27 protein-coding genes and 1 pseudogene are annotated in these 26764 nt (G+C 61.8%); 12 read left to right on the top strand and 16 right to left on the bottom strand.

The window, feature by feature from the left end; translation table 11 throughout:
- Window positions 1-54: 54 nt before the first annotated feature.
- The 13 genes and pseudogenes from crcB to kbl all read right to left on the bottom strand — a co-directional run bounded on the left by crcB (window position 55) and on the right by kbl (window position 11194).
- The gene (gene crcB / locus ACK2VC_RS01770) at window positions 55-429 is read right to left on the bottom strand and encodes a fluoride efflux transporter CrcB (RefSeq protein ID WP_486731876.1); all 375 of its coding nucleotides are present in this window, start codon (window positions 427-429) and stop codon (window positions 55-57) included.
- On the bottom strand, window positions 426-905 hold the full coding sequence (locus tag ACK2VC_RS01775; protein ID WP_486731877.1) for a molybdenum cofactor biosynthesis protein MoaE: 480 nt from the start codon (window positions 903-905) through the stop codon (window positions 426-428). Before ACK2VC_RS01775 ends, crcB begins: the two co-directional genes overlap by 4 nt.
- A gap of 25 nt (window positions 906-930) precedes the next feature.
- Window positions 931-1287 (bottom strand): DUF1304 domain-containing protein, encoded by a 357-nt coding sequence (locus ACK2VC_RS01780; protein WP_486731878.1) that lies wholly within the window; start codon window positions 1285-1287, stop codon window positions 931-933.
- 44 nt (window positions 1288-1331) lie between these two features.
- Window positions 1332-1589: a molybdopterin converting factor subunit 1 gene (gene moaD, locus ACK2VC_RS01785; RefSeq protein ID WP_486731879.1), complete on the bottom strand. Its 258-nt coding sequence runs from the start codon at window positions 1587-1589 to the stop codon at window positions 1332-1334.
- A gap of 13 nt (window positions 1590-1602) precedes the next feature.
- Window positions 1603-2859, bottom strand: coding sequence for a molybdopterin molybdotransferase MoeA (locus ACK2VC_RS01790; RefSeq protein ID WP_486731880.1), 1257 nt, complete (start codon window positions 2857-2859; stop codon window positions 1603-1605).
- A 448-nt stretch (window positions 2860-3307) separates the two neighbouring features.
- Complete coding sequence (locus ACK2VC_RS01795) at window positions 3308-3520, bottom strand: DUF1059 domain-containing protein (protein ID WP_486731881.1); 213 nt, start codon at window positions 3518-3520, stop codon at window positions 3308-3310.
- A gap of 231 nt (window positions 3521-3751) precedes the next feature.
- The gene (locus ACK2VC_RS01800; RefSeq protein ID WP_486731882.1) at window positions 3752-5500 is read right to left on the bottom strand and encodes a putative bifunctional diguanylate cyclase/phosphodiesterase; all 1749 of its coding nucleotides are present in this window, start codon (window positions 5498-5500) and stop codon (window positions 3752-3754) included.
- Window positions 5501-5825: 325 nt separating this feature from the next.
- Window positions 5826-7286, bottom strand: coding sequence for a threonine synthase (thrC, locus tag ACK2VC_RS01805; RefSeq protein ID WP_486731883.1), 1461 nt, complete (start codon window positions 7284-7286; stop codon window positions 5826-5828).
- Window positions 7287-7468: 182 nt separating this feature from the next.
- A complete protein-coding gene (locus ACK2VC_RS01810; protein ID WP_486731884.1) occupies window positions 7469-7762 on the bottom strand; it encodes a hypothetical protein in 294 nt (97 codons plus the stop codon).
- Window positions 7726-8673 (bottom strand): ankyrin repeat domain-containing protein, encoded by a 948-nt coding sequence (locus ACK2VC_RS01815; RefSeq protein ID WP_486731885.1) that lies wholly within the window; start codon window positions 8671-8673, stop codon window positions 7726-7728. The genes ACK2VC_RS01810 and ACK2VC_RS01815 overlap by 37 nt, the downstream gene beginning before the upstream one ends.
- 85 nt (window positions 8674-8758) lie before the next feature.
- Window positions 8759-8992: pseudogene (locus tag ACK2VC_RS01820) on the bottom strand (L-serine ammonia-lyase, iron-sulfur-dependent, subunit alpha); the annotation flags it as partial.
- A gap of 7 nt (window positions 8993-8999) precedes the next feature.
- Window positions 9000-9971 carry an NAD-dependent epimerase/dehydratase family protein gene (locus tag ACK2VC_RS01825; protein ID WP_486731886.1) on the bottom strand — a complete coding sequence of 324 codons (972 nt, stop codon included), beginning with the start codon at window positions 9969-9971 and terminating at the stop codon, window positions 9000-9002.
- Complete coding sequence (gene kbl / locus ACK2VC_RS01830; RefSeq protein ID WP_486731887.1) at window positions 9971-11194, bottom strand: glycine C-acetyltransferase; 1224 nt, start codon at window positions 11192-11194, stop codon at window positions 9971-9973. Before kbl ends, ACK2VC_RS01825 begins: the two co-directional genes overlap by 1 nt.
- Window positions 11195-11361: 167 nt before the next feature.
- On the opposite strand from kbl, the gene ACK2VC_RS01835 reads away from it, so the two are divergent.
- A complete protein-coding gene (locus tag ACK2VC_RS01835; protein ID WP_486731888.1) occupies window positions 11362-11937 on the top strand; it encodes a helix-turn-helix domain-containing protein in 576 nt (191 codons plus the stop codon).
- A 37-nt stretch (window positions 11938-11974) separates the two neighbouring features.
- Here the strand turns inward: ACK2VC_RS01835 and ACK2VC_RS01840 are convergent, their stop codons facing one another.
- The 3 genes from ACK2VC_RS01840 to ACK2VC_RS01850 form a co-directional block, all read right to left on the bottom strand.
- The gene (locus tag ACK2VC_RS01840; protein ID WP_486731889.1) at window positions 11975-12595 is read right to left on the bottom strand and encodes a YitT family protein; all 621 of its coding nucleotides are present in this window, start codon (window positions 12593-12595) and stop codon (window positions 11975-11977) included.
- Between the two features lie 243 nt (window positions 12596-12838).
- Window positions 12839-14149, bottom strand: a complete 1311-nt coding sequence (locus ACK2VC_RS01845) for a homoserine dehydrogenase (protein ID WP_486731890.1) — start codon at window positions 14147-14149, stop codon at window positions 12839-12841.
- Window positions 14150-14244: 95 nt separating this feature from the next.
- Entirely contained in the window at window positions 14245-15474 is a 1230-nt protein-coding gene (locus ACK2VC_RS01850) for a pyridoxal phosphate-dependent aminotransferase (protein WP_486731891.1), read from the bottom strand.
- Between the two features lie 353 nt (window positions 15475-15827).
- On the opposite strand from ACK2VC_RS01850, the gene ACK2VC_RS01855 reads away from it, so the two are divergent.
- The 11 genes from ACK2VC_RS01855 to ACK2VC_RS01905 all read left to right on the top strand — a co-directional run bounded on the left by ACK2VC_RS01855 (window position 15828) and on the right by ACK2VC_RS01905 (window position 26727).
- Window positions 15828-16226 carry an Mth938-like domain-containing protein gene (locus tag ACK2VC_RS01855; protein WP_486733300.1) on the top strand — a complete coding sequence of 133 codons (399 nt, stop codon included), beginning with the start codon at window positions 15828-15830 and terminating at the stop codon, window positions 16224-16226.
- 16 nt (window positions 16227-16242) lie between these two features.
- A complete protein-coding gene (locus tag ACK2VC_RS01860; protein WP_486731892.1) occupies window positions 16243-17928 on the top strand; it encodes a glycosyltransferase family 39 protein in 1686 nt (561 codons plus the stop codon).
- A gap of 8 nt (window positions 17929-17936) precedes the next feature.
- Window positions 17937-18308: an EamA family transporter gene (locus ACK2VC_RS01865; protein WP_486731893.1), complete on the top strand. Its 372-nt coding sequence runs from the start codon at window positions 17937-17939 to the stop codon at window positions 18306-18308.
- 77 nt (window positions 18309-18385) lie between these two features.
- On the top strand, window positions 18386-19510 hold the full coding sequence (locus ACK2VC_RS01870) for a DegT/DnrJ/EryC1/StrS family aminotransferase (RefSeq protein ID WP_486731894.1): 1125 nt from the start codon (window positions 18386-18388) through the stop codon (window positions 19508-19510).
- A gap of 23 nt (window positions 19511-19533) precedes the next feature.
- On the top strand, window positions 19534-20547 hold the full coding sequence (locus ACK2VC_RS01875; protein ID WP_486731895.1) for a glycosyltransferase: 1014 nt from the start codon (window positions 19534-19536) through the stop codon (window positions 20545-20547).
- Window positions 20544-21488: a formyltransferase gene (locus tag ACK2VC_RS01880; RefSeq protein WP_486731896.1), complete on the top strand. Its 945-nt coding sequence runs from the start codon at window positions 20544-20546 to the stop codon at window positions 21486-21488. Before ACK2VC_RS01875 ends, ACK2VC_RS01880 begins: the two co-directional genes overlap by 4 nt.
- A 12-nt stretch (window positions 21489-21500) precedes the next feature.
- Entirely contained in the window at window positions 21501-22553 is a 1053-nt protein-coding gene (locus tag ACK2VC_RS01885; protein WP_486731897.1) for a bifunctional UDP-4-keto-pentose/UDP-xylose synthase, read from the top strand.
- Between the two features lie 79 nt (window positions 22554-22632).
- On the top strand, window positions 22633-23568 hold the full coding sequence (locus tag ACK2VC_RS01890; RefSeq protein ID WP_486731898.1) for a polysaccharide deacetylase family protein: 936 nt from the start codon (window positions 22633-22635) through the stop codon (window positions 23566-23568).
- A 128-nt stretch (window positions 23569-23696) separates the two neighbouring features.
- The gene (locus ACK2VC_RS01895) at window positions 23697-24119 is read left to right on the top strand and encodes a peroxiredoxin (RefSeq protein WP_486733301.1); all 423 of its coding nucleotides are present in this window, start codon (window positions 23697-23699) and stop codon (window positions 24117-24119) included.
- Between the two features lie 171 nt (window positions 24120-24290).
- Window positions 24291-25937, top strand: coding sequence for a PhoH family protein (locus ACK2VC_RS01900; RefSeq protein ID WP_486731899.1), 1647 nt, complete (start codon window positions 24291-24293; stop codon window positions 25935-25937).
- Window positions 25938-26241: 304 nt separating this feature from the next.
- Entirely contained in the window at window positions 26242-26727 is a 486-nt protein-coding gene (locus ACK2VC_RS01905) for a MarR family winged helix-turn-helix transcriptional regulator (RefSeq protein WP_486731900.1), read from the top strand.
- The last annotated feature ends 37 nt before the right edge of the window (window positions 26728-26764 follow it).

Below are 26764 nucleotides of genomic sequence, written 5' to 3' on the forward strand. Positions count from 1 at the left end.
TCGGGATGAACTGGAAATCAAATGAGGCCGCCGGACTTGTTTTTCAAGAAAGGTTTAGCCGGCAATCGCCCGGTAGGTGGCAAAGCCGGCGATGCACAGCGCGATCGAGCCGAACAGGTGCAGCGCGGTGTGACCCAGCGCCCAGCCGAATTCGCCGCGCTGCAAGAGGATCATCGCTTCCGCCGAAAAGGTGGAAAAGGTGGTCAGGCCGCCCAGAAAGCCGGTCACCACCAGCAGCCGCCATTCGATCGGCAGCGCCGGATATTTCTCGAAAAAGCCGACCGCAATGCCGATCAGGTAGCCGCCGGCCAGGTTGGCGATCAGGGTGCCGTAGGGCAGCGCGTGGTGATAGGCGTTCAGCCAGGTCGATACGCCCCAGCGCAGCCATGCGCCGCAGGCCGCGCCCAGTCCGACCGCAAGCCAGTTCATCGCGGCGCTTTCATGGCGCCGGCTGGGGCATCCCATTTGGCCAGCGCCGCATCGTCGCTGCAGCGGGCGTCGACCCAGCGCGCGCCCTGCTCGGTCTGCTCCTTTTTCCAGAACGGCGCCTGGGTTTTCAGGTAATCGATGATGAATTCGCAGGCGGCGAACGCTTCGCCGCGATGGGCGGCGGCTACCGCCACCAGTACGATCTGTTCCTGCGGCTTGAGTGGACCGACGCGGTGGATCACCAGCGCGTCGAACACGTTCCAGCGCGCCAGTGCTTGCCCGACGATGTCCTGCAACGCCTTTTCCGTCATACCGGGATAGTGTTCCAGTTCCATTTCGGACACGCCGGCGCCATCGTTGAGGTCGCGCACGGTGCCGACGAAGCTGACGATGGCGCCGATTTTCGGATTGGCGGCGCGCAACTGCAGCAGTTCGGCGTTGAGGTCGAAATCCCCGGTCTGGACGCGAATGGGCATGATCTGGAAATAATCGAATGTTGTATCAGGACAGCAGTAGCAAGGCCAGTGCAAGCGCACCCGGCAATGCCTGCACGAACAGGATCTTGCGGCTGGCCGTGGCGGCGCCGAACAGGCCGGCGACGATGATACAAGCAACGAAAAAGATTTTTACCGCAAAGCCCTCGGCGCCCAGCCACAGGCCCCAGATCAGCCCCGCCACCAGGAAGCCGTTGTACAAGCCCTGGTTCGCCGCCAGCGCCTTGGTCGAAGTGGCAAATTCGGCGGTCGTACCGAAGGCGCGGCGGCCGGCGGGCTTTTCCCACAAAAACATTTCCAGCACCAGGAAATAGAAGTGCAGCGCAGCCAGCAGGGCGACGACGATATTCGCGGCAGTTGTCATGCGGTCTCCAGTTTGTTTGAATGTTTTTCGATAATCCAGTCGGCTCAGCCGCCCGTCACCGGCGGAAAAAATGCGACTTCGCCGCCCTCGCGGATGGCAGTATCGGCGTCGCTCATTACGTGGTCGTAGGCCATGCGCAGCGCACGCCCTTCGGCCAGCACTTCCGCCCAGACGCCGCCGCGCGCGATCAGGAACGCGCGCACGTCACCGACGCTTTGCACCTGCTGCGGCACGGTCACGGTTTCCTGGGCAATGCCGAGCGCCTCGCGCACGCTGGCGAAAAAACGGAGTTGAATTTTCATCACGAATGTTTCATTAATACAGCAGTTCGTTAAACGGAAGGAAGCGCACCATGTCGCCCTTGGCGATGCTGCGACCGGGCGGATTGTCGATCAGGCCATCGCCCCAGACGGTCGAGGTCAGGACGGCCGAACCCTGGTTCGGGAACAGGTCGAGGCCGCCTTCGGCGTTGATCCGTGCGCGCAGGAATTCGTTGCGGCGGTCAGGCTTGGGCCAGTTGAAATCGGCGCGCAGCGCGAAGCCCTGCGGCATTACCTTGGAGTCCTCCCGCACACCCTGCAGGCGCAGGATGAAGGGCCGGACGAACAGCAGGAAGGTGACGAAGCTGGAGACCGGATTACCGGGCAGGCCGAGAAAGAACGCATTGTCCTTGGCATCGGCAGCGGCATGGCGCACTTCACCGAACGCCAGCGGCTTGCCGGGCTTGATCGCGATTTGCCACAGGTTGAGCCGCCCTTCGGCCTGCACCGCCGGCCGGATATGGTCTTCCTCGCCGACCGAGACGCCGCCGGAGGTGACGATCAGATCGTGCTCCTGCGCGGCGCGGGAGAGCGTCTCGCGTGTGGCCGCCAGCGTATCGGGCACGGTGCCGTAGTCGCTGATCTCGCAGCCGAGGTTTTGCAACAGGCCGCGCAGCGTGTAGCGGCTGGAGTTGTAGATCGCGCCCGGTTTCAGCGGCTCGCCCGGCAGCGCCAATTCGTCGCCGGTGAAAAACACCGCGACCCGCAGCCGCCGCACTACCGGCAGCGCCGCCAGCCCGACCGATGCCGCCAGCCCCAGTTCCTGCGCCCGCAGCCTGGTTCCGGCCGGCAGGATCACGCTGCCGGCGCGGATGTCCTCGCCGGCGCGGCGGATCCATTCGCCCGGCGCCGGTGCGTGCCTGATCGTCACATGGTCGCCGTCGGCGCTGGCCATTTCCTGCATCACCACCGCGTCGGCCCCGGGCGGGATCAGCCCGCCGGTGAAGATACGGGCGGCGGTGCCGGGCTGTAGCGGTCGGCCGACGTGCCCGGCGGGAATGCGCTGCGCCACCCGCAGGCGCGCCGTGCCGCTGGCGCAATCGGCGGCGCGCACCGCATAGCCATCCATCTGGGTGTTGTCGGCCGGCGGTACGTCGATATGCGACACCTGGTCAGCCGCCAGCACGCGGCCGTTGGCCTCCAGCGTGGCGACCGTTTCACTCGCGCTCAGCGGGCGCGCGCCGGCCAGCAACAAATCGAGCGCTTGGCGCGCGGAAAGCATTGGTGGCAAAGGCGGTTTCGGTTCGGACATGGCAATGGAGTTCTTGGCGGTAAAAGTCGGCAAACGGACTCAGTCGAGCGCCTGTTGGTGAGCGGCGAGCCACGCCCTCTGTCGGGTATGGCCGGCAAGAACCGAAAAGCGTCGACTGCTTGGGAGTGTAAAGCATGCTGCGGCAACTTGTGCTGATGGACCGGATCGATGGCTGCGCAGCGTGGGCAGGACTAACCGTACGGCGGCGTTACGGTGAATATACTCCGGACATATAACGTTGAATCCGTGCTTCAAAAGGCATTTTATACAACATACTGCTTGAAAATTGCTACGACAAATGACAGGCAGACGAAGCGAGGGCTCGCCTGGAGCGAAAAAATCTGTTTGCGCGGAATGACAACGCACGCTCTCCGCCGGCAGCGCTGCCGTTCCGATTTTCAACATTCCAGCGCGCTGGCACGCGCGCCAGCATCAGCGGCATGCCAGCTTAGGCGCGCTTCTCGGCAACCAAGGGCGGCGTGCCGTCCTTGAACAATTGCCGCAATTGGCTACGCAACTCCGGTGTGTCCTTGTGCTGGTGCACGGCCACCGCGTGCTGCACGGCGACGTCCAGCAGTTCCTTTTCGGAATCCGCGCTCATGGCGACGGAGCAATTGCTATCGCTCGGGAATTCCCGGCAATCGATGTATTTGCGAGACATAATCCCTCCGGATCAAGAGCCCGAGGCAGATGCAGCATTGCCAGCCCCCGGACACGGGATGAAACTTCATCCGCTCTTTTCTTTATAGTCCGTCGGCGTCGGTGCGCAAGAGCAGCCTGAAGCAATATCGACTGTCGCTGGCGCAACGGGGCCCTCGGACCATGCGGCGCTACCGAACTGCCCGACCCATCCGGTGCGGCCGTTCGTCCTGGCGCCCGCCGTTCTTGCCACTCAACTCCGTACACCGTAAAGGCTCGACTCGCGGCGCTTGTACCATTTTTCAAAATCCCCCGCGGGCAAAGCCGGAGAGATCAGGAATCCTTGCGCAATGTCGCACCCAAGGTTCTCCAGCAGGTCGTACACCTCTTCAGTCTCCACTCCTTCCGCGATAGTCTTCATTCCCATTCTTCGAGCCAACGTCACTGCTGCTTCGACAATGTGCGCGGCGCCCTTGTCCGTACCCAGTCTGCGCACGAATGATTGATCGATCTTGATCAGGGAGATCGGTAGCTTGTGCAAATACTGGAGGGATGAATATCCGGTTCCGAAGTCATCGATGGAGAGAATGATTTTGGCGTCCGCCAAGCGGGTCAGTTCAACGATCACCTGCTCCAGGTCCGTCATCAGCGCACTTTCCGTGACTTCCAGTTCCAGCAACTCGCCGTTCACCCCGTAGCGCTGAAGCAGGCGCAACACCAGATCGGAAAATCCTGGATGCAACAGATTGCGCGGCGAAATATTCACGGCTACCGGGAGCTCGATGCCGCTTTTTCTCCAGCGAACAATTTGCTCCATCGCTTGCTCCAACGCGAATTCGGTAATTAGATGGATCAGCGTGCTTTGCTCGGCACGGGGAATGAATGCCGCTGGCGGGATGTTTCCACGTTCCGGATGATGCCAGCGCATCAGCGCCTCGACACTGGACACCTGCCCGGTTGCGAAGCCGACCTTGGGTTGATAGTGTAGCGATAACTGCCCCTGCTCGATCGCAGTCGTCAAATTGCCAAGCACGGACAGATTTTCCCTGGCGATGATACTGATATTCGGGCTGTAGGCAACGCATTCCAGGCCGTTTTCGTGGGCCGCGATCAAGGCGGATTCGGCTCTTTGCAGGTAGATTTCAGGCGCCTGTTCGACCTTGCCGAAGGTCACGTAGCCGAGCCGTGAATCGGCATGAATGGGGACTCCATTGAACTCAATTGGCTGTTGGGTGGCGTCGACCAATTTCCCGAGCAGGGCATCCACTTGCTCGGCTGCCTGCCAGTTGACCAGCAGCGCGATTTGCTCCGTATCTATTCGATAGACAGGAATTTTATTCGGCAAAATGTCCTGGTAACGCCAGGCCGATTGCCGAATGATCTCTTCGATGACGTCGAAACCGAATGCGGATTTCAGCTCGATCACATTCTCCAGCGAGATAATGACCAGGAGCGACGAGTTTGCGGCACGCTTCTCCTTTTTCATCCTGGACAAGGCATCGAACAGCGCATTCCGGTTCGGCAGTTGCGTACCGGCATCGTGCAATGCGACCCATTTGAGATGCCGCAGATAGGATCTGGCGCTTTCGCTGGCGGTACCGCTGACAACCCCGACCAGGGCAAAGAAGCCGGTGCGATACAGCCAGTTGAGCGTATCCTGAAGTTCGCCCGTGGCGACATCGATCGGCATGAACGGCCCCAATGCAATGCCACCCAGCAGGCCGGCCAAAACCCCGCCCCCAATCCCGAATACGAAGCCGGCCAACAGGATCGGAAAATACATCGAGTGCGAATACACGAACTTGATGCCGCCGGTCGCATACACCAGCACGTAGACCCCTGCGATCAGCAGGGCGAGAAGCGGGACCATGGCGATCTGTACGGCACGTGCATGTAGATCAACCCACTCAAACGATCTGATCGCATTCATTCGGTGCCCTTTCGGAAAGCGTGCGCCTGATTCCGCCATCCGGTCAGGCTGGAGTTGCCAGCGTGCTTGCATGGATGCAGCGGGCCGCAAAGCACGGCCGGCGCGAAATGTCGGAACCGATAAGCCGACAACTATTCTTGTCGGCCTGGAATTGCGAATGATATATCGCCTGTCGCAAAGTTGCCACAATGAAACAAAATAGCCAGTCCGCTCTCCGCCTTGGCGAGTTGTCGAATCTGGTCCGGATTGCCGGCATCTCGCGCTTCCGCCACCCTCGGCGGCTTTCATGCCGGTCAGCATCTGCTTGCCAAAAAACAAAAAAGACCCCGAGGGGTCTTTTTTGTTTCGAGCCTGGGCGCTTGGCCTGGGACGTGCCGCTGCGCGGTCGAGCCGATCGTCACAAACCGGTACGGGAAGCAATGAACGCCTTGATCGCCGTCACATCCGCCGCCATCACCTCGAAGCGCTGCGGCAAGGCTTCAATGCTCTCGAAGCCGGCCGGGCGCTCGGCGTCGCGCCCGAGAGCTTCGCGGATGGTTTCGTTGAATTTTGCCGGCAGCGCGGTTTCCAGCACGATCATTGGCACACCCGGTTTCAGGTGCTCGCGCGCGACCTTGACGCCATCGGCGGTGTGGGTGTCGATCGTGATGCCGTAGCGCTGTTGCACGTCGCGGATCGTGGCCAGGCGATCCTGGTGTGTCGACTTGCCGGAAACGAAGCCGTATTGCGCCACCTGGGCGAATTCGTCGCCGTCGCTGCCGGGCTTGCCGGACAAATCGAAACCGCCGTCGGTCTCAACCTTGTGGAACAACGCGCGCACGCGCGCGCCGTCGCGGCCCAGCAGGTCGTAGACGAAGCGCTCGAAATTCGATGCTTTCGAGATATCCATCGACGGGCTGCTGGTGTGGTAGGTCTCGGCCGATTTGCGCACGCGGTACACGCCGCTGCGGAAGAATTCGTCGAGCACGTCGTTTTCATTGGTGGCAGTGACCAGCTGGTCGATCGGCAGCCCCATCATGCGCGCAATGTGGCCGGCGCAGATATTGCCGAAATTACCGGACGGCACCGCGAACGACACTTTCTGCTCATTGCTGGTGGTCGCTTCCAGGTAGCCGCGGAAGTAGTACACCACCTGCGCCACCACCCGCGCCCAGTTGATCGAATTCACCGTGCCGATCTTGTGCCGCGTCTTGAATTCAAGGTCGTTGGAAACCGCCTTGACCATGTCCTGGCAATCGTCGAACACGCCTTCGACTGCGATGTTGAAGATGTTGGGGTCCTGCAGGCTGAACATCTGCGCGGTCTGGAACGCGCTCATCTTGCGATGCGGCGACAGCATGAAGACGCGGATGCCGCGCTTGCCGCGCATCGCGTACTCGGCGGCGCTGCCGGTATCGCCCGAGGTGGCGCCGAAGATGTTCAGTTCGGCATGGTGTCTTTCCAGCGTGTACTCGAACAGGTTGCCCAGCAACTGCATCGCCATGTCCTTGAACGCCAGCGTCGGACCATTCGACAGCGCCTGCAGCATCAGTGTGTTGCCATTCGATTCCTCCAGCACGCGCAGCGGCGTGACGCGTACCGCATCGTCGCCGGCACGCGCGTTGCGGTAGACCTCGGCGGTGTAGGTCTTGTGCGCCAGCGCCTTCAGGTCGGCGGCCGGAATGTCGGTGGCGAAACGTTTCAGGATTTCAAACGCCAGGTCGGCGTAGGACAGAGCTCGCCAGGCATCGAGTTCGGCGCCGCTCACCTGCGGATACTGCGCCGGCAGATACAGGCCGCCATCCGGCGCCAGGCCGCCCAGCAGGATTTCGGAAAAGGCTTGCGGCGGGCACTGGCCGCGGGTGGAGACGTATTGCATAGGGTCGAAGCTCGGTTCGGGCCGCGCATCGCGCCGCCTGGCCGATCGCAGCGGCCGATGCAGACAACGATGCACAGACCAACTGCCAGGCCGGCAACCAAGGCGCAGCGGGATTCAAAAACGGGAGCCGTATTATAGCTTCCGCAAGCCACAATCCCGCTTTAGGGTTGCGGAGGCGGACCTCAAGGAGCGGGACGTCTGCGCATCAGGAACTCAGCCACGACAGCAGTCAATAGCCCGGCCAGCAATGCAGGCACCAGCGTTGCGGCTGCCACCACCAGCCAACCACCCACGGTGACCATGGTGGCCGTGCCGGATTGGCCGCAGCATCTCAGGTTCAGCACTGCGTAAGCAATTACGGCCAAGGGCAGCCAGACGGTCAGAAATACCAGCGCGCCGAGGATGGCCGACAGGCCACCAAGGCGGGGCATCTGCATCATCAGTAGTAACTGCCGGTTTTCAGGCAAGTCTGCCATTTGCGGTATTCGCGCATCTTGCAGGTGGAATCACTGCATAGTGCCGACGAGGAGTAGTGGCGGCTGGCGCATAGCTTGGCATACGGCGACTCCCGCGCCGGGCTGGAACTGGTTTTTTCCGGAGCGGCTTTCTGCGCCAGCGCCGTCGTGGCCGACTTGATCTCGTTCGCGGCAATTCCGGGTTTGCCACCCGCCGCCTTCAGGCGCGCCGCGACCATGGTGCCAATCGCCATATCCAGCGCGGTTTGGCCAGACGTGACCTTGATGTCGGGATTGGCCCCGCGCCGCAGCAGTTCCTCCACCATGACCAAATTGCCATCTTTGGAAGCAAAGTGCAACAAGGTAAAGCCCTCGTTGTTCTGCATGTTGACGTCGATGCCCTTGTCCAGCTCGGCGATGGCGACCGCATTGTAGTGGCTGCCGATGGCCATGCGAACCTTGTCGAAATCTCCGGTTCCGGTACGCGCAGGTGGCTGCTTGCCGATTCCGCCGGCGCCCGCCTTCGCGTCCATCGCCTGCTTGAGGCGGACCGAGACCATGGTCCCGATCGCGCGATCCAGTGAAGTCATGCCAAGCTTGTTCTTGATGGCTGGATCGGCGCCACGCACGAGCAGCGCATCGACCATAGCAAGATTGCCGTCCGCGACCGCAAAACTCAACAGCGTATTGCCCTCGCCATTCTGCATGTTGAGATCGAATTGACCGCTGTCGATCAGGCGCAGCGCGGTGGCGTTGTCCTTGATGCCAATCGCATAGCGCGCATCGTCGAACGGGTCGCCAGCCCGGGCGGTTCCGGCCAATAACAGCGCCAGCAGCGTCATGAGCGCAAGAAATAGCGTCCAGACGTTTCGGCGACGGGTGCCCGATGCGGGATTCTCGAGGCAGACTTCAGCGCTGCAGGCTATGTACATGGTGATTTCCAGATTGAATCAGAGGATTCACCTTACCAGTCCGATCCGCCCAGTCAATGCTCCGAAAGGAGTACTCGAGATAAACTCAACAAGCCGGATAATTCACCGAAACGGCCCGCAATGCCAAGCCACCTTCCGACGCTTTCTTGTACTTGCTCATCATGTCGGCACCAGTCTGGCGCATGGTTTCGACCACCCGGTCGAAGCTGATGTGGTGCCGGCCGTCACCCTTGACGGCCAGCGAAGCCGCCGCGATCGCCTTCACCGCGCCCAGCCCGTTGCGCTCGATGCACGGAATCTGCACCAGCCCGGCGATCGGTCGGGGGTCAGGCCGCGTGCGTCAGCGCTTGCGGCGCCACCGCGATGTGGGCCAGCATGTCGGCCACCATCTGTTCCAGCCCGATCGCCGCCTGCCAGCCCCAGTCGGCGCGCGCGGCGCTGTCGTCGATGCTGTGCGGCCAACTGTCGGCGATGGCCTGGCGCTCATCCGGCTGATAATTCACCTCGAATTGCGGCAGCCGGCACGCGATCTGCTGCGCCAATTGGCGCGGGCTGAAGCTGGCGCCGGCGACGTTGTAGGCCGAGCGAATGCGGATTTTTTCGACCGGGGCTGCCATCAATTCCAGCGTCGCCCGCAAGGCGTCGGGCATGTAGATCATCGGCAGCGTGCTGTCGGGGCCGAGAAAGCAGGTGTATTTCTCGCCCGCCGCCGCCGCATGCAGCATCGCGATCGCGTAATCGGTGGTGCCGCCGCCGGGCGGCGATTGATAACTGATGACGCCTGGGTACCGAATGCTGCGCACGTCCACGCCATAGTGCCGGAAATAGTATTCGCACAGGCGCTCGCCGGCCAGCTTGCTGATGCCGTACATCGTGTTCGGGTCCATCACGGTGGTTTGCGGCGTTCCGACAGGCGGCGTGTTCGGCCCGAAGACGGCAATCGAAGATGGCCAGAATACGGACAGCGGCCTGCCGGCCTGGGTCCGTTCGCGCGCCACCTCCAGCACATTCAACAAGCCGTTCATGTTCAGATTCCACGCCTTCAGCGGCGCCTGCTCGCCGGTGGCCGACAGCATCGCCGCCAACTGGTAAATCCGGGTGACGCCATGCTCGGCCACCAGCCGCGCCAAGGACGCCCGGTCCAGCACATCAAGCTGCAGGTAGCGTACCGCCGCATATACATTGTGGGTGCCAATATCGGCCGCAATAACGTTCTGCGCGCCGTGCCGTGCGGCCAGCGCCGCCGTCAGCTCGCTGCCGATCTGGCCGTTGGCACCGATCACCAATACCCGTTCCATCAGTTGCCCTCCCGATTTCCCAGCAGGCCGAGTTCGGCCCCCGCCTGTGCGAACCCCGCCAGCGCCCGCTCCAGTTGTTCAGTCGTATGCGCGGCCGACAGTTGCACCCGCACCCGCGCCTGCCCCATCGGCACCACGGGATAAAAGAAGCCGGTGGCCAACACCCCCAGCTCGTACAGGCGCTGCGCAAATTTTTGCGCCAGCACTGCATCGAACAGCATCACCGGCACTACCGGATGCGTGCCGGGCTTGATCGTGAAACCAAGCTCGGTGATGCGGCGGCGGAAATACTCGGTGTTCGCCTGCAACCGGTCGCGCAGCTCGGTCGAGGACGACACGCGCTGCAGCACCGCCAGCGAGGCGCCGGCGATTGACGGCGCCAGCGTATTGGAAAACAGGTAGGGGCGCGATTTCTGGCGCAGCGTGTCGATCACTTCGCGTCGCCCTGCGGTAAAGCCGCCCATCGCGCCACCGAGCGCCTTGCCCAGCGTGCCGGTGATGATGTCGACCCGCCCCAGCACGCCGTGATGCTCGTGCGTGCCGCGCCCGGTGGCGCCCATGAAACCGGTGGCATGGCAATCGTCGATCATCACCAGCGCACCGTAGCGCTCGGCCAGCTCGCAAATCCGGTCCAGTTGCGCAATCGTGCCGTCCATCGAAAACACGCCATCGGTGGCGATGATCTTGTGCCGGTGGCTGGACGCGGCCTGCAACTGCCGCCCGAGGTCGGCCATGTCGTTGTGCTGGTAGCGGTAGCGTGCCGCCTTCGACAGCCGGATGCCGTCGATGATCGAGGCATGATTCAGCGCGTCCGAGATGATCGCGTCCTGCTCGTCGAACAGCGGCTCGAACAGGCCGCCGTTGGCATCGAAGGCGGCGGCGTACAGAATCGCATCTTCCATGCCCAAAAAGTCGGCCAAGGCCCGTTCCAACTGCTTGTGCACGGTTTGCGTGCCGCAGATGAAGCGCACCGAGGACAGCCCGTAGCCGTACTGCTCGGTAGCGGCAATCGAAGCCTGCACCATCGATTCGTCGCCCGACAGGCCGAGGTAATTGTTGGCGCACAGGTTGATCAGCGTTTTGCCGTCATCGCACACCACTTCCGCGCCCTGCCGGGACGACAGCACCCGTTCCGGCTTGTATAGGCCCTGCCGGCGCAAATCATCCAGACCGTGCGCCAGTTTTGCGTAAAAAGCCTGGCCATTCCTGCTTGCAGCATTCATCGCAATTCCTCGAAGTTGGCTTGCGCCGGCGTGCCCGTAATGGCGATCGGGCAAGGATACCTTCTGTTACGATGCCATTTCCCGGCTGCCAACGAAATTCCGTTATGACGAACAAATATTCAATATAATGGATACTAGACTCGACCATTGAACATTGCAAGACAGCCATGAAAAAAAACAGCCCGAGCAATACCCCGCCGGAAGTGGGCGCCACGCTGCAGCGCCTGCGCCTGCAGCGCGACCTGACGCTGGAAGACCTGTCGCGCGCCGCCGGCGTCTCGAAGTCGATGCTATCGCAGATCGAGCGGGAGAAGGCCAATCCGACCATTGCCGTTGCCTGGCGACTGGCAAATGCGCTCGGCGTTGGCATCGCCGAACTGCTGTCGACGGCGCCGAAGGACGTCGAAACGATCCGCGTTCTGGAGTCGCACGAAACACCGACTCTGCCCGGCGTCCATGCCGGCTACACGCTGCGGATACTGGGGCCGATGGAACTGGCAGGGAAGTTCGAGTGGTATGAATTGACGCTGGCGCCGGGCGGCGCGCTGGTGTCAAACCCGCATGATCCGGGCACGGTGGAACATCTGACGCTGCTGCACGGCGCGCTCGAGGTCGAGGTCGGCGCTGACACCAGGAAACTCAAGGCTGGCGCCACCGCGCGCTATCAGGCCGACAAAACACACGCGATTCGAAACAATGGGAAAACCGAAGCGAAGGCACTGATGGTTGTGATCCACCGTTGATGCGCGGATGCCGCAAGCGGCATCCGCGCATCCGCACTCATACTGCCATGTAACGTCCGGGCCGATGGTTCAAGGCGATCACCAGGTTGAGCGCAATCGCGCCCAGCACCGAGGCTAGCAGCGCGCTGAAGCTGACCAGCAGCAGCGAGGCCAGCACGATTGCCACGTCCACTGACATCTGCAGCTTGCCGGCGCGAATGCCGTGCCGGTCCTGCAGATAGAGCGCCAGGATATTCACGCCGCCCAGGCTGGCGTGATGCCGGAACAGGATCAGGAAGCCGGCGCCCATCAGCAAGCCGCCGATCACCGCGACGTAAAACGGCATCAGCGTGCTGAACTGGACGAATTGCGGATGCAAGCCGGAAAACAGCGAAACCAGCCCGACCGCGCAAAAGGTCCTGAGCGTGAACTGCCACCCCAAGCGTTTGAATGCCAGGATGTAGAACGGCAGGTTGATGACGAAGAAGATCGGACCGAAGGCGATGCCGCTGGCGTAGTGGATCAGGAACGCCAGGCCGGCGGTGCCGCCGGTCAGCAGGCCGGCCTGGTTGAACATCACGATGCCGAACGAGACAAACAGCGAGCCGATCAGTATTGCCAGCACATCTTCGATCAGGGTGTGGCGCAGCGGCGGGGCGGTATCGGTCATGGTGTTCATTCGTTGGAAAGACCGCATTGTGAAGCAAGTCGATGCCGGCAGACAACAATTGAGCGCCATTTTCGGCGCGCCGCCACCCTGCCGCCGGACGCCACCTGCTGCATCAAGCACCTTTCCAACCCTCACATCACCCGAAGATTGATGGGGTATATCGACTAAATCACCATTTAAAGGCGGAAATAGTCGATCATCCTTCGGAGTATATGAGATCGACCAATTCTCGCATGGGTCGATGCGCTGGTGTCAGGCCAGCGCCTCCAGCCGGATCCGGGTCACCTTGCCGAGCACGGTCGGTAGCCGCTCGATCTTGGCAATCGCCGCTTCGATGTTCTTTTCCTGCGTGTGATGCGTCAGCATGATGATGTCGGTCTGCGCCTCGCCTTCGGCCGGCTCCTTTTGCAGCATGGCGTCGATCGAGATAGTCGAATCGGCCAGGATGCGCGTCAGATCGGCCAGCACGCCGGGCTGGTCGGCGACGTGCATGCGCAGATAGTAGCTGGTGGTGACCTCGGCCATCGGCAGGATTGGCGTATCGGCCATCGCGTGCGGCTGGAACGCCAGGAACGGCACCCGGTGCTCCGGGTCGGCGGTGGCCAGGCGCGTGATGTCGACCAGGTCGGCAATCACCGCCGAGGCGGTCGGCTCGGCGCCGGCGCCCTTGCCGTAATACAGCGTGGCGCCGACCGCATCACCCTGCACCAGCACCGCGTTCATCGCCCCTTCGACGTTGGCGATCAGGCGCTTGGCCGGGATCAGCGTCGGGTGTACGCGCAGCTCGATGCCACCCGGCGTGCGGCGCGTGATGCCGAGCAGCTTGATGCGATAGCCGAGCTGTTCGGCATAACGGATGTCGGTCGCCTGCAACTTGGTGATGCCTTCGACGTAGGCGCGCTCGAACTGCACCGGCACGCCGAACGCAATCGAGGCCATGATGGTCAGCTTGTGCGCGGCGTCGATACCCTCGATATCGAAGGTCGGATCGGCTTCAGCGTAGCCCAGCCGTTGCGCTTCCTTCAACACCACGTCGAAATCCAGTCCCTTATCGCGCATTTCGGACAGGATGAAGTTGGTGGTGCCGTTGATGATGCCGGCGATCCACTCGATGCGGTTGGCAGTCAGGCCCTCGCGTAGTGCCTTGATGATCGGGATGCCGCCGGCGACCGCCGCTTCGAACGCGACCATCACGCCTTTCTCCTGCGCCGCCTGGAAAATCTCGTTGCCGTGCATCGCGATCAGCGCCTTGTTGGCGGTCACCACGTGCTTGCCGTTGGCGATTGCCTGCATCACCAGCTTGTGGGCGATGCCGTAGCCGCCGATCAGCTCTATCACGATATCAATCTCGGGGTTTGTCACCACCAGTTCGGCATCGCCGACCACTTCGCACTGGCCGTTGGTCAGGGCCATCGCACGTTGCGGATCCAGGTCGGCAACCATCACGATTTCAATCGCGCGGCCGGCGCGGCGCGTGATTTCTTCCTGGTTGCGTTTCAGTACCTCGAACGTGCCGGCGCCGACGGTGCCGATACCCAACAAACCCACTTTGATTGATTTCATATACTTTCTACTTGAGATGCGCCGTTCACGATCGACGATTCGGCGTGAACGGCAGGTGACGGCCGGCGCGCCCGCTGGCGCTGCCGGTGCAGAGGTCAGGCGCCTTTGTGGCGCTTGCGATAGCCGTCGAGGAAACGCGCAATGCGCGCGATCGACTCCGTCAGGTCGTCGGTGTTTGGCAGGAATACCAGACGGAAGTGATCCGGCGTCGGATAGTTGAAGCCGGTTCCCTGCACGATCAAGACCTTTTCCTCGGCCAGCAATTGATAGGCGAACTGTTGGTCGTCGGCGATCGGATAGAGCGCCGGATCCAGCCGCGGAAACATGTACAAGGCCGCCTTCGGCTTGACGCAGGACACGCCCGGAATGTCGGTCAGCAGCTTGTGCGCCAGATCGCGCTGGCGCGCCAGCCGGCCGCCGGGCGCGACCAGGTCGTCGATGCTCTGGTAGCCGCCGAGCGCGGTCTGGATCGCATACTGGCCCGGCGCGTTGGCGCACATGCGCATCGAGGTCAGCATGTTCAGGCCCTGGATGTAGTCCTGGGCATGCTTTTTCTGGCCCGACACCACCATCCAGCCGGCGCGGTAGCCGCAGGAGCGATAGTTTTTCGACAAGCCGTTCAGCGTAATGAACAGCACGTCGTCCGCCAGCGAGGCGATCGAGGTATGGGTGGCGCCGTCATACAGCACCTTGTCGTAGATTTCATCGGCAAACACGATCAGGTGATGCTGGCGCGCGACCTCGACGATCTGTTCCAGTACGTCGACCGGATACAGCGCGCCGGTCGGGTTGTTCGGGTTGATGACGACGATGGCGCGCGTGTTGGGCGTGATCTTTTTCTTGATATCGTCGATGTCCGGCATCCAGTCGGATTGCTCGTCGCACACGTAATGCACCGGGTTGCCGCCGGACAGGCTGACTGCCGCGGTCCACAGCGGGTAGTCGGGCGCTGGCACCAGCACCTCGTCGCCGCTGTTCAGCAACGCGTTCATGGAGAGCATGATCAGCTCGGAGGCGCCGTTGCCCAGGTAAATGTCGTCGATGGCGACGCCGGCGATATTCTTTTCCTGGGTGTAGTGCATGACCGACTTGCGCGGCGCGAACAAGCCCTTGGAATCGGTGTAGGCCGAGGCGGCCGGCATGTTGCGGATCATGTCCTGCACGATTTCATCCGGCGCATCGAAGCCGAACACGGCCAGGTTGCCTATGTTCAGCTTGATGATCTTGTGGCCCTCGTCTTCCATTTGCTTGGCCTTGTCCAGGACCGGGCCGCGAATGTCATAACAGACGTCCGCCAGTTTTTTCGATTTGTGAATGGTTCGCACAGGTGCCACGCCCTTACGTAATGATGCAAGACAAGAATTCTACCAATCCCGGCGCACGCGCCGTCCGGCGCGGCACCAGCCCAAATGCAGAAACCGGAGCATACGAAGCGGTATGTGGGATTTCGGCCGTCGCCGGACCAGATTCGGCACGCGCGACAGCTTGGGAGACAGGTTCCGATGCGCTCGAAGCGGATTTATGCTGCACTGCCAGAACCATTCATTCTGCCGAAAGCGCCCGCATTTATCAATCGCCAGGCGCGGCTTTTGCACGGAAAACGCTACAATGCTGCAGTTTTCATCCACCTTGTCGAAAATTCACCGAAAGATTTCCCCCTGCGGTGAATCGCCACGCCATGAAACTCCATTCCACCCTGACTCAGCAATATCAAACCGTCACTGCCTATGACGACGCCGGCGTCGAAATCAATGCCGTGCGTTTCAATTTCAGCCTGCTGGTGTTGCCGGAAACTCCACCCGTGGAATGGCCAGTCGCTTCCTTCGAGGCATTGGCGGTGGAACATTTCGCACAAATCGATGCCACCGCGCCGGACGTCGTGATCCTCGGCACTGGCGCCCGCCAGCAGTTCGTCCATCCGCGCCTGACCGCAGCGCTGACCGCGCGCCGCATCGGCGTCGAATGCATGGACAACAAGGCGGCCTGCCGCACCTACAACATCCTGATGGCGGAGGGCCGCAAAGTGGCGCTGGCGCTGATCATCGAAACCGCAACCACCAAACCCACCATTGAATAAGGCACCGACTCCCGACATGCGTGAACTGCACACCTCGAAACCATTCGTCTGGGGTCTTCTTCTCGTTTTTCTTGCAATCTGGTTTTATGCGCTCGAGGCCCGCACGCTGGTGCCGACCGACGAAGGCCGCTATGCCGAAATGGCGCGCGAGATGGTGGCTACCGGCAACTGGGTCACCCCGCGCCTGAACGCGATCAAGTATTTCGAGAAACCGCCGCTGCAAAACTGGATGAACGCGCTCACCTTCGAGCTGTTCGGCCTTGGCGAGTGGCAGGCACGGCTGTGGACCGGGTTGTGCGGCTTGCTGGGCGTGTTCCTTGCAGCGTATACCGGGCGCCGCCTGTTCGGCCCGCGGGTCGGCTTCTATACCGCACTGGTACTGGGCTCCAGCATGTTCTGGATGGCGATGGCGCACATCAATACGCTCGACATGGGCTTGGCGGGCATGATGGCCGTTGCGCTGTGCGGCCTGCTGCTGGGCCAGCATAACGATGCCTCGAAGCGCGAACGGCGCAACTGGATGCTTGTGTGCTGGGCCGGCATGGCGCTGGCGGTCTTGTCCAAGGGCTTGATCGGAATCGTGCTGCCGGGCGCGGTGCTGGTGCTGTATACGCTGTTTTCACGCGACTGGGCGATCTGGAAGCGGCTGCACGCGCTGCCCGGCGCACTGCTGTTTTTGGCGATCACGGTGCCGTGGTTCGTGCTGGTATCGCAGCAAAACCCGGAATTTTTGCATTTTTTCTTCATCCACGAACACTTCCAGCGCTTCACCAGCAAGATCCACCATCGCGCCGGCCCCTGGTACTACTTCATTCCGATCCTGCTGCTGGGCATCATCCCGTGGCTCGGGGTGCTGGCGCAAAGCCTGTGGGCGGGACGGCGTGACAACGTAACTGCGGCGGCCAGCGGCTTTCAGCCGAAAAAACTGCTGCTGACCTGGTCGATTTTCATTTTCCTGTTTTTCAGCGTCTCCGGCTCCAAGCTGCCGTCCTACATCCTGCCGATCTTCCCGGCGCTGGCGCTGTTGATCGCCTGCTACCTGGAACAGGTATCGGTGCGTACGATCCAGGCCTCGGCGGCGCTGCTGGTGGTGGCCGGCGCTGGCGGGCTGGCGACCATGCACCTGATCCCGCGCCTGACGGACATCGCATTCGAAGTGCCGATCTACCAGGCCTACGTACCCTGGGTGGGAGCCGCCAGCGCGCTCGGCCTGGCCGGCGGCCTGGCCGTGATATGGCTGGCGCGGCGCCGCATGCAATGGGCGCTAGTGACGCTGGCAGCCACCGGCTACCTCGCCGCGCAAGTACTGATGCTGGGTCATGAGCCGCTTGGGCGCTATGCCTCCGGCATTGACATGGTGCCGGCGATCGAAGCCGAACTGACACCGGACACGCCGATCTACGCGGTCGGCCGCTACAACCAGACGCTGCCGTTCTACCTGCGCCGCACCATGATCCTGGTCGAGCATGCGGACGAGCTGGAATTCGGCTTGCGGCAGGAGCCGCAATTGTGGATCCCGACCCGCGACGCCTTCCTCGCACAGTGGAAGGCCGATCATGCCCAGGGCAAAAAGGCGCTGGCGATCCTGCACCCCGACATCTATGCCGATTTCAAGCAGCGCGGCGTACCGATGCGCGTGATCGGCCAGGACCCGCGCCGCGTGGTGGTGACCGATGATGTCGCCAACACGGTCGTCAAATAACGTACGCCATGAACCTGACCACCTTCGGTTTCATCTTCGCCGGCATCTGCCTGAACGCGGTCGCGCAATTGCTGCTGAAAGCCGGCACCAACGCGGTCGGCGCGATCCACCTGACGGCTGAAAACTGGTTCGCCACCGGCATCAAGCTGGCGACGCAACTGCCGATTCTGGGCGGCCTCTCGTGCTACGTGATTTCGGTGCTGGTGTGGATCATCGGCCTGTCGCGGGTCGATGTCACGATCGCCTATCCGATGCTATCGCTCGGCTATATCATCAACGCCCTTGGCGCCTGGTATTTCCTGGGCGAAGCGATTTCGGCGCAGCGCCTGTTGGCGATCGGTGTGATCATCGTCGGGGTTGCGCTGCTGGCGCGCAGTTGACAAATTTTTGCGGAGTATATCTCCTGAACATCCATTTTACGCGCGAGAATAACGCATAACATGTGGAGTATTTCAGCATGACACAAGCCTTTCTACCCTTTTCCAAGCCGCTGATCGACGAAGCCACCATCACCGCCGTCGGCGACGTGCTGCGTTCCGGCTGGATCACCAGCGGCCCCAAGGTGCAGGCGTTCGAAGCGGCGCTGTCCGCCTATTTCGGCGGGCGCCCGGTACGCAGCTTCAATTCCGGCACCTGCACCATGGAAATCGCCTTGCGCATCGCCGGCATCGGCGCTGGCGACGAAGTGATCACGACGCCGATTTCCTGGGTCGCCACCGCCAACGTGATCCTCGAAGTCGGCGCCACGCCGGTGTTCGCCGACATCGACCCGATCACGCGCAACATCGACCTCGACAAGCTCGAGGCGGCCATCACGCCGCGCACCAAGGCCATCATCCCGGTCTATTTGTCCGGCCTGCCGGTCGACATGGACCGGCTGTATGCGATCGCCGCCAAGCACAAACTGCGCGTGGTCGAAGACGCGGCGCAGGCGCTCGGTTCGACCTGGCACGGCAAGCGCATCGGCTCTTTCGGCGACTTCGTTTCCTTCAGCTTCCAGGCCACCAAGAACGTCACCTCGTCCGAGGGCGGCTGCCTGGTGCTGAACAACGCTGAGGAAGCGCGCCTGGCCGAGAAATACCGACTGCAGGGCGTCACCCGCAGCGGCTTCGACGGCATCGACGTCGACGTCTTGGGCGGTAAATACAACATGACCGATGTCGCCGCCGCCATCGGCCTTGGCCAGTTTGCGCATATCGAAACCATTACCGCGCGCCGCAAGCAACTGGCGAAGCACTATTTCACGACTTTCGGCCGTAGTTTCGAGCGCGACAGCGGCGCCCAGTTGCCGGTCGCCGACATCGAAAACTCCAACTGGCACCTGTACCAGATCGTGCTGCCGCAAAGCATCACGCGCGCCGCCTTCATGGAGAGAATGCAGGAAATGAATATCGGCATCGGCTACCACTACGCACCGATCCATCTGTTTTCGCTGTACCGCGCGCGCGGCTTCACCGAAGGCATGTTCCCGGTGGCAGAACAGGTCGGACGGCGCATCGTCTCGCTGCCGATGTTCAACAGCATCACCGAAGAGGATATCGAGCGCGTGGTCGGCGCGGTAAAATCGGTGCTTTGCCAATAACACCAATCCAAGGCAAACGCCTGATGAAACCAGAAATTTCCGTCGTCATCCCGGTCTACAACGAACAGGACGGGCTCGCCAAACTGTTCGAGCGGCTCTACCCGGCGCTCGACGCGCTGCACACCCCCTACGAAATCATCTTCGTCAACGACGGCAGCCGCGACGATTCGGCTGGCATCCTGGCCGAGCAGTTCCGCCGCCGCCCCGATGTCACGCGGGTAGTGCTATTCAACGGCAACTACGGTCAGCACATGGCGATCCTGGCCGGCTTTGAAGTGACCCGCGGCGAGGTGGTGGTGACACTGGACGCCGACCTGCAAAACCCGCCGGAGGAAATCGGCAAGCTGGTCGCCAAGTTCCGCGAAGGCTACGACTACGTCGGCTCGATTCGGCGCGAGCGGCAGGATTCGGCCTGGCGCACGCATGCCTCGCGCGCGATGAACCGGCTGCGCGAAACCATCACTCACATCAAAATGACCGACCAGGGCAACATGCTGCGCGCCTACGGCCGCAACGTGATCGACCTGATCAACCAGTGCAGCGAGGCAAACACCTTCGTGCCGGCGCTGGCCTATACCTTCGCCCGCCGTCCGACCGAGATCGTGGTCGAGCACGAAGAGCGCGCGGCGGGCCAGTCCAAGTATTCGCTATACAGCCTAATCCGCCTGAATTTCGACCTGGTTACCGGCTTCTCGCTGGTGCCGCTGCAACTGTTTTCGCTGCTCGGCATCGGCCTATCCTTCGTCTCGGCGGCACTGTTCGTGCTGCTGCTGATCCGGCGCTTCATCTTCGGCGCCGAAGTGGAAGGCGTGTTCACGCTGTTTGCATTCACCTTCTTCCTGATCGGCGTGATCCTGTTCGGCATCGGCCTGGTCGGCGAATACGTCGGCCGGATTCACCAGCAGGTGCGGGCGCGCCCGCGCTATGTGGTGCAAACCGTGCTGGAGGAATACGAGAATGAGCCGCTGCTCGGCGTCGACGACGATGCGCTCACCGCGGCTGATGGCGAACGGCGCTCGGTGAAGCGCGAACCATGAGCACGCCCGGCAAAAGCGCGGGTAAGCGGGCAGTCGTATTCGCCTATCACAACGTCGGCGTGCGCTGCCTGCAGGTCTTGCTGGCGCGCGGCGTCGAGGTCGCGCTGGTAGTCACGCATGAAGACAATCCGGCGGAAACCATCTGGTTCGAATCGGTCGTCGAGCTGTGCCGCGAGCATTGCATCCCGTTCATCACGCCAGCGGACCCGAAATCGCCGGAACTGCTGGCGGCAGTGCAGGCGGCACAGCCGGATTTTATCTTCAGCTTCTACTACCGCCACATGCTGCCGAGCGCGCTGCTGGCGACAGCCGCGCGCGGCGCCTACAACATGCACGGGTCGCTGCTGCCGAAATACCGCGGCCGGGTGCCGGTCAACTGGGCGGTGCTGCGTGGCGAAACCGAAACTGGCGCCACCCTGCACGAAATGGCGGCCAAGCCGGATGCCGGCGCGATCCTGGCGCAAACCGCGGTGCCGATCCTGCCCGACGATACCGCCTACGAAGTGTTCGGCAAGGTGACGGTGGCCGCCGAACAGACCTTGTGGAAGGTCCTACCGGCCTTGCTGGATGGCCAACCGCCCAGCCTGCCGAACAAGCTGGAGCAAGGCAGCTACTTCGGCGGGCGGAAACCGGAAGACGGCCGCATCGACTGGCAGCAGCCGGCGCAAGCGATCTACAACCTGCACCGGGCGGTGGCGCCGCCCTACCCCGGCGCGTTCACCGAACTGGCAGGCCAGATCTGGATCATCCAGCGTGCGCGCCTGGCGCGTGAATCCTTCCCAGATTTGCCGCCCGGGCTGGCGGTGGTGGATAATCGCATGCTCGGCGTCGGTGCCGATGGGCGTGCCCTGCTGATTCAGGAACTCACGGCGAACGGCGAAAAGGCCACCCCGACGCAGCTGCGGCAAGCCATCCTGGCCGCGCGCAACCCTCTTCAATAACCAAGAATTCTCATGAAAAAAGTCCTCATCCTCGGCGTCAACGGCTTCATCGGCCACCATCTGTCCAAGCGCATCCTCGAAACCACCGACTGGCAGGTGTACGGCATGGACATGATGACCGACCGCATCAACGATCTGCTGGAAAACCCCGCGTACAAGTCGCGCATGCGTTTTTTCGAAGGCGACATCACGATCAACAAGGAATGGGTCGAATACCACGTCAAGAAATGCGACGTGATCCTGCCGCTGGTGGCGATTGCCACGCCCTCCACCTACGTCAAGCAACCGCTGCGCGTGTTCGAACTGGATTTCGAGGCCAACCTGCCGATCGTGCGCTCCGCCGCCAAGTACGGCAAGCACCTGGTATTTCCGTCGACCTCGGAAGTGTATGGCATGTGCCATGACGAGGAATTCGATCCGGAACAATCGGAACTGATCTGCGGCCCTATCAACAAACCGCGCTGGATCTATTCCTGCGCCAAGCAACTGATGGACCGCGTGATCTGGGGCTATGGCATGGAAGGCCTGAACTTCACGCTGTTCCGCCCATTCAACTGGATCGGCCCCGGGCTGGATTCGATCCACACGCCGAAGGAAGGCAGCTCGCGCGTGGTGACGCAATTCTTCGGCCACATCGTGCGCGGCGAAAACATTTCGCTGGTCGACGGCGGCCGGCAAAAGCGCGCCTTCACCCACGTCGGCGACGGCATCGATGCCTTGATCAAGATCATCGCCAACAAGGACGGCGTCGCCAGCGGCAAGATCTACAACATCGGCAACCCGGTGAACAACTATTCGATCCGCGACCTGGCGGCGATGATGCTGAAGCTGGCTGCCGAATATCCGGAATATGCCGATTCGGCAAAGAAAGTGCAGTTGCTGGAAACCACGTCTGCGAGCTATTACGGCCAGGGTTACCAGGACGTGCAGAACCGGGTGCCAAAAATCGCCAACACCTGCGCCGAGCTGGAGTGGAATCCGACCACCTCGATGGCCGATACCCTGCGCATCATTTTCGATGCCTACCGCGGTCAGGTGGCGGAAGCGCAAGCGCTGATGGACTGATCCGGCTTGCGTCGGCAGACGCAAGCCGGCAGTCCAGATCCGGACTTTCCGCCAACCCGCCAACTTCGACAAGGCTGACGTGCCGCTGCTGACCCTGAAAATCGACGCTGACACCTATCGCGGCACGCGCGAAGGCGTGCCGAACTTGGTGCGCCTGCTGGAGCGCCACCAAGCCCGCGCCACCTTCCTGTTTTCGCTCGGCCCCGACCACACTGGCTGGGCGCTGCGCCAGGTATTTCGGCCCGGCTTCTTCAGCAAGGTGTCGCGCACTTCGGTGCTGGAACACTACGGCCTGAAAACCCTGATGTACGGCGTGCTGCTGCCGGCGCCCGACATTGGCAAGGCCTGCGCCGCGCAGATGCGGGCAGTGCGCGACGCCGGCCATGAATGCGGTATCCATACCTGGGACCATCGGGTCTGGCAAGATCAGGTGCAGCAGCGCGATGCGGCCTGGACCCGGCAGGTGATGCAGAAGTCGTTCGACCGCTTTAGCGAGATTTTCGGCACGCCGCCGGCCACGCACGGCGCCGCCGGCTGGCAAATGAATCCGCATGCATTCCTGCAGCTGGAAGCGTTAGGCATCGCCTACTCTTCCGACGGCCGCGCGATGCTGACCGAAACCGGCGCGCTGGCCAATGCCGCTGCCGGACCGCACCGGATTGAAATCAACCGCCGCCCGCTGGCCTGCGTGCAACTGCCGACCACGCTGCCGACCTTGGACGAACTGCTGGGCCGCACCATCAACGGCACGCTGGTGACGCCGGCGAATATCGCCGCGCTGCTGCTGGGTTTGACTGAACAAAGGCGCGACCATGTCTTTACGTTGCATGCCGAACTTGAAGGGCAAAAACTTGCCCCCATATTTGACCAATTGTTGCAGGGGTGGCGCGCGCAAGGCTACCAATTCGCTTCGATGGCGGACCATTATCAACGGGTGAAGGAACAGGTGCTGCCGGTGGTTCCGGTCAAATTCGCGGAATTGCCGGGTCGCTCCGGAACCATGATCGTCCAGTGATGACGGCGCGCCGGCAAGCCCCTGTGACCGCCAGCGCATACTGAAATTCGCCTGCCAACACACCGGAGAATGCCGTGGTAATAAATTTGCCGCAACTGAATGAAATCGTCCCCGGGTTTTCCGCTCCCATGACCAGCGGCAAGACCTTCGAACTGGCGGATTACGCCGGCAGGAAACTCGTGCTGTATTTCTATCCGAAGGACAATACGCCAGGCTGCACCACCGAAGGCATCCGCTTTCGCGAGCTATATCCGCAATTCCAGAAGGCCCACGCCGAGATCGTCGGCGTCAGCCGCGACAGCCTGCGTTCGCACGAGTCGTTCAAAGCCAAGCTCGGCATGCCGTTCGAGCTGATTTCCGATCCCGAAGAGCAGGTTTGCGAACTGTTTGGCGTGATGAAGATGAAGATGATGTACGGCCGGCAATCGCGCGGCATCGAGCGCAGCACATTTGTGATTGACGCCCGCGGCCGATTGGTGAAAGAATGGCGTGGAGTGAAGGTCCCTGGTCACGTGGACGAAGTACTGGAATATGTCACGGCGCTTGCATAACCGTTGAATTCAAACAGCAGCACCTCTCCCGAAAACCGTTTGCGGACAGGCCAGGCGCCGTCGCAAACGGTTTTTTGTTTTTCACCTGGCGTTTCGCCGGTCTTGATTTCGCTGCGCATGCTTGGCGCGCAGGAAAAAATTGACTGAAACATTTTAGAGATTGGGGTTCTGATGCCGCTACCGAAATTACCCGCCAAACCCGCCACCCTGCTGTCCCCCGACGATTTTCCAAAACCGGTAGCCGGCAAGCCGCTCAAGCCACTCCAACCCCGCATGCAATTGATCGAGCCGGCGCCGGTTGCCAAACAGCGTCCGGCAGCGAAGGCGCCGGCCGCCAAGGCACCCGCGGCCAAACCGGCCAGCGTCGAATCGCGCATCAAGTCCAGCACCAGCCGCGCCGCCGACCGCACCGGCATCACCAAGCTGTTCGTGCTCGACACCAACGTCCTGATGCACGATCCGACCTCGTTGTTCCGCTTCGAGGAACACGACATCTACCTGCCGATGGTGACGCTGGAAGAGCTCGACAACCACAAGAAAGGCATGTCGGAAGTGGCGCGCAATGCGCGCCAGGTGTCGCGCTCGCTGGATGCGCTGGTGGCCGACGTTCCCGATGGCGCGATCGACGAAGGCATTCCGCTGGCCAAGCTCGGCAACAAGGACGCCAAGGGCCGCCTGTTCTTCCAGACCAAGCTGGAAAACGGCGTCCTGCCGGAAGGGCTGCCGGTCGGCAAGGCGGACAACCAGATCCTGGGCGTGGTGCGCGCCCTGGAGCACCAACATCCAGGCCGCGCCATCGTGCTGGTGTCGAAAGACATCAACATGCGCATCAAGGCGCGCGCGATGGGGCTGCCGGCCGAGGAGTATTTCAACGACCACGTGCTGGAAGACACCGACCTGCTGTATTCCGGCATCATGCAGTTGCCCGACGACTTCTGGAACAAGCACGGCAAGGGCATGGAATCCTGGCAGGAAAACCGCAACGGCACCGGCTACACCTTCTATCGCCTGTCCGGCCCCCTAGTGCCGGCAATGCTGGTCAACCAGTTCGTGTATACCGAGCCGAAAAACGGCGAGGCGGCGTTCTATGGCCACGTGACGCAGATCAACGGCAAGACCGCGGTACTCGCTACGCTGCGCGATTACGGCCACGCCAAGAACAATGTCTGGGGCATCACCGCGCGCAACCGCGAACAGAATTTCGCGCTCAACCTGCTGATGGACCCGGAGTGCGATTTCGTCACACTGCTGGGCCAGGCCGGCACCGGCAAGACCCTGCTGGCGCTGGCCGCCGGCCTGGCGCAAGTGCTGGAAACCAAGACCTACAGCGAAATCATCGTTACTCGCGTCACGGTGCCGGTGGGCGAAGACATCGGCTTTTTGCCCGGCACCGAGGAAGAGAAAATGTCGCCCTGGATGGGCGCGTTCGACGACAACCTGGAAGTGCTGAACAAGCCCGACGCCGACGCCGGCGAATGGGGTCGCGCCGCGACGCAAGACCTGATCCGCTCGCGCATCAAGATCAAGTCGCTGAACTTCATGCGCGGACGCACCTTCGTCAACAAATTCCTGATCGTCGACGAAGCGCAAAACCTGACACCGAAGCAGATCAAGACCCTGGTCACGCGCGCCGGCCCGGGCACCAAGATCGTCTGCCTGGGCAACATCGCGCAAATCGATACGCCCTACCTGACCGAGGGGTCAAGCGGCCTGACTTACGTGGTCGACCGCTTCAAGGGCTGGTCGCACAGCGGCCACGTGACGCTGGCGCGCGGCGAACGCTCGCGCCTGGCCGATCATGCGAGCGAGGTGCTGTAACGAACCAGGTAGCGGCTTACCAGTTCTCAATCCGGCCGCTGGCCGGATTTTTCTTTTACGGCGGCCGGCAGGCGATAGCCGATCCGTGCCTCGACCGGGATTTTCCCAAGAACACATACTCATCCAGTGCATGGCGGATTCCGTTCATAATGTTTGTATTTAAATAACATACTCCATGATATTTTGATTTTGAGTGAATCGGGCCGCCAACCGGTTGCGACCGTGGGCAATTTTTTCAGGTTCCTTGCATACAAATTTCGGCGCGGGTATATAATTGCCCAGGCAATTATTATTTCGGTGCATCATGGACTCCCCCACCCCTCTTTTTTCGCTACAGGATTTCCAGGTTGAAGACAGCGTCGGCTATTTGCTGAAGCGCACGCGCGCGATTCTGGTCAATTCGGTGGAGGAAACCCTGGCGGAGCAGGAACTCGACATCACGCAGGCGCAAGGCGGCCTGCTGTTCATGCTCTCCACCGGCAAATACCGCAGCGCAGCCGATCTGGCGCGCGAACTCTGCATCGATGCCGCCTCGATGAAGCGCATGATCGACCGTCTGGTGGCGCGCGGACTGATCCGGCGCGAACCGAGCGCCAGCGACCGGCGCCAGATGGATCTGCACCTGACCGATGCCGGACAGCAACTGGCGCAGCAATTGCCGAGCGTCTACGTGGCCGCGCTCAACAAGAGCTTCGCCGGTTTTTCCGCCGAGGAAGTCGGCTTTCTGAAAAGCCTGTTGCGCAAGCTGCTGGCAAATTCAGAGCGGGCTCCCGCCCAGAAAACCAATTGACTAGACAATATAAATAGTCGTTACTGCCCGTCCGTCC

It is taken from the genome of Herbaspirillum sp. WTB6, from assembly GCF_057457785.1.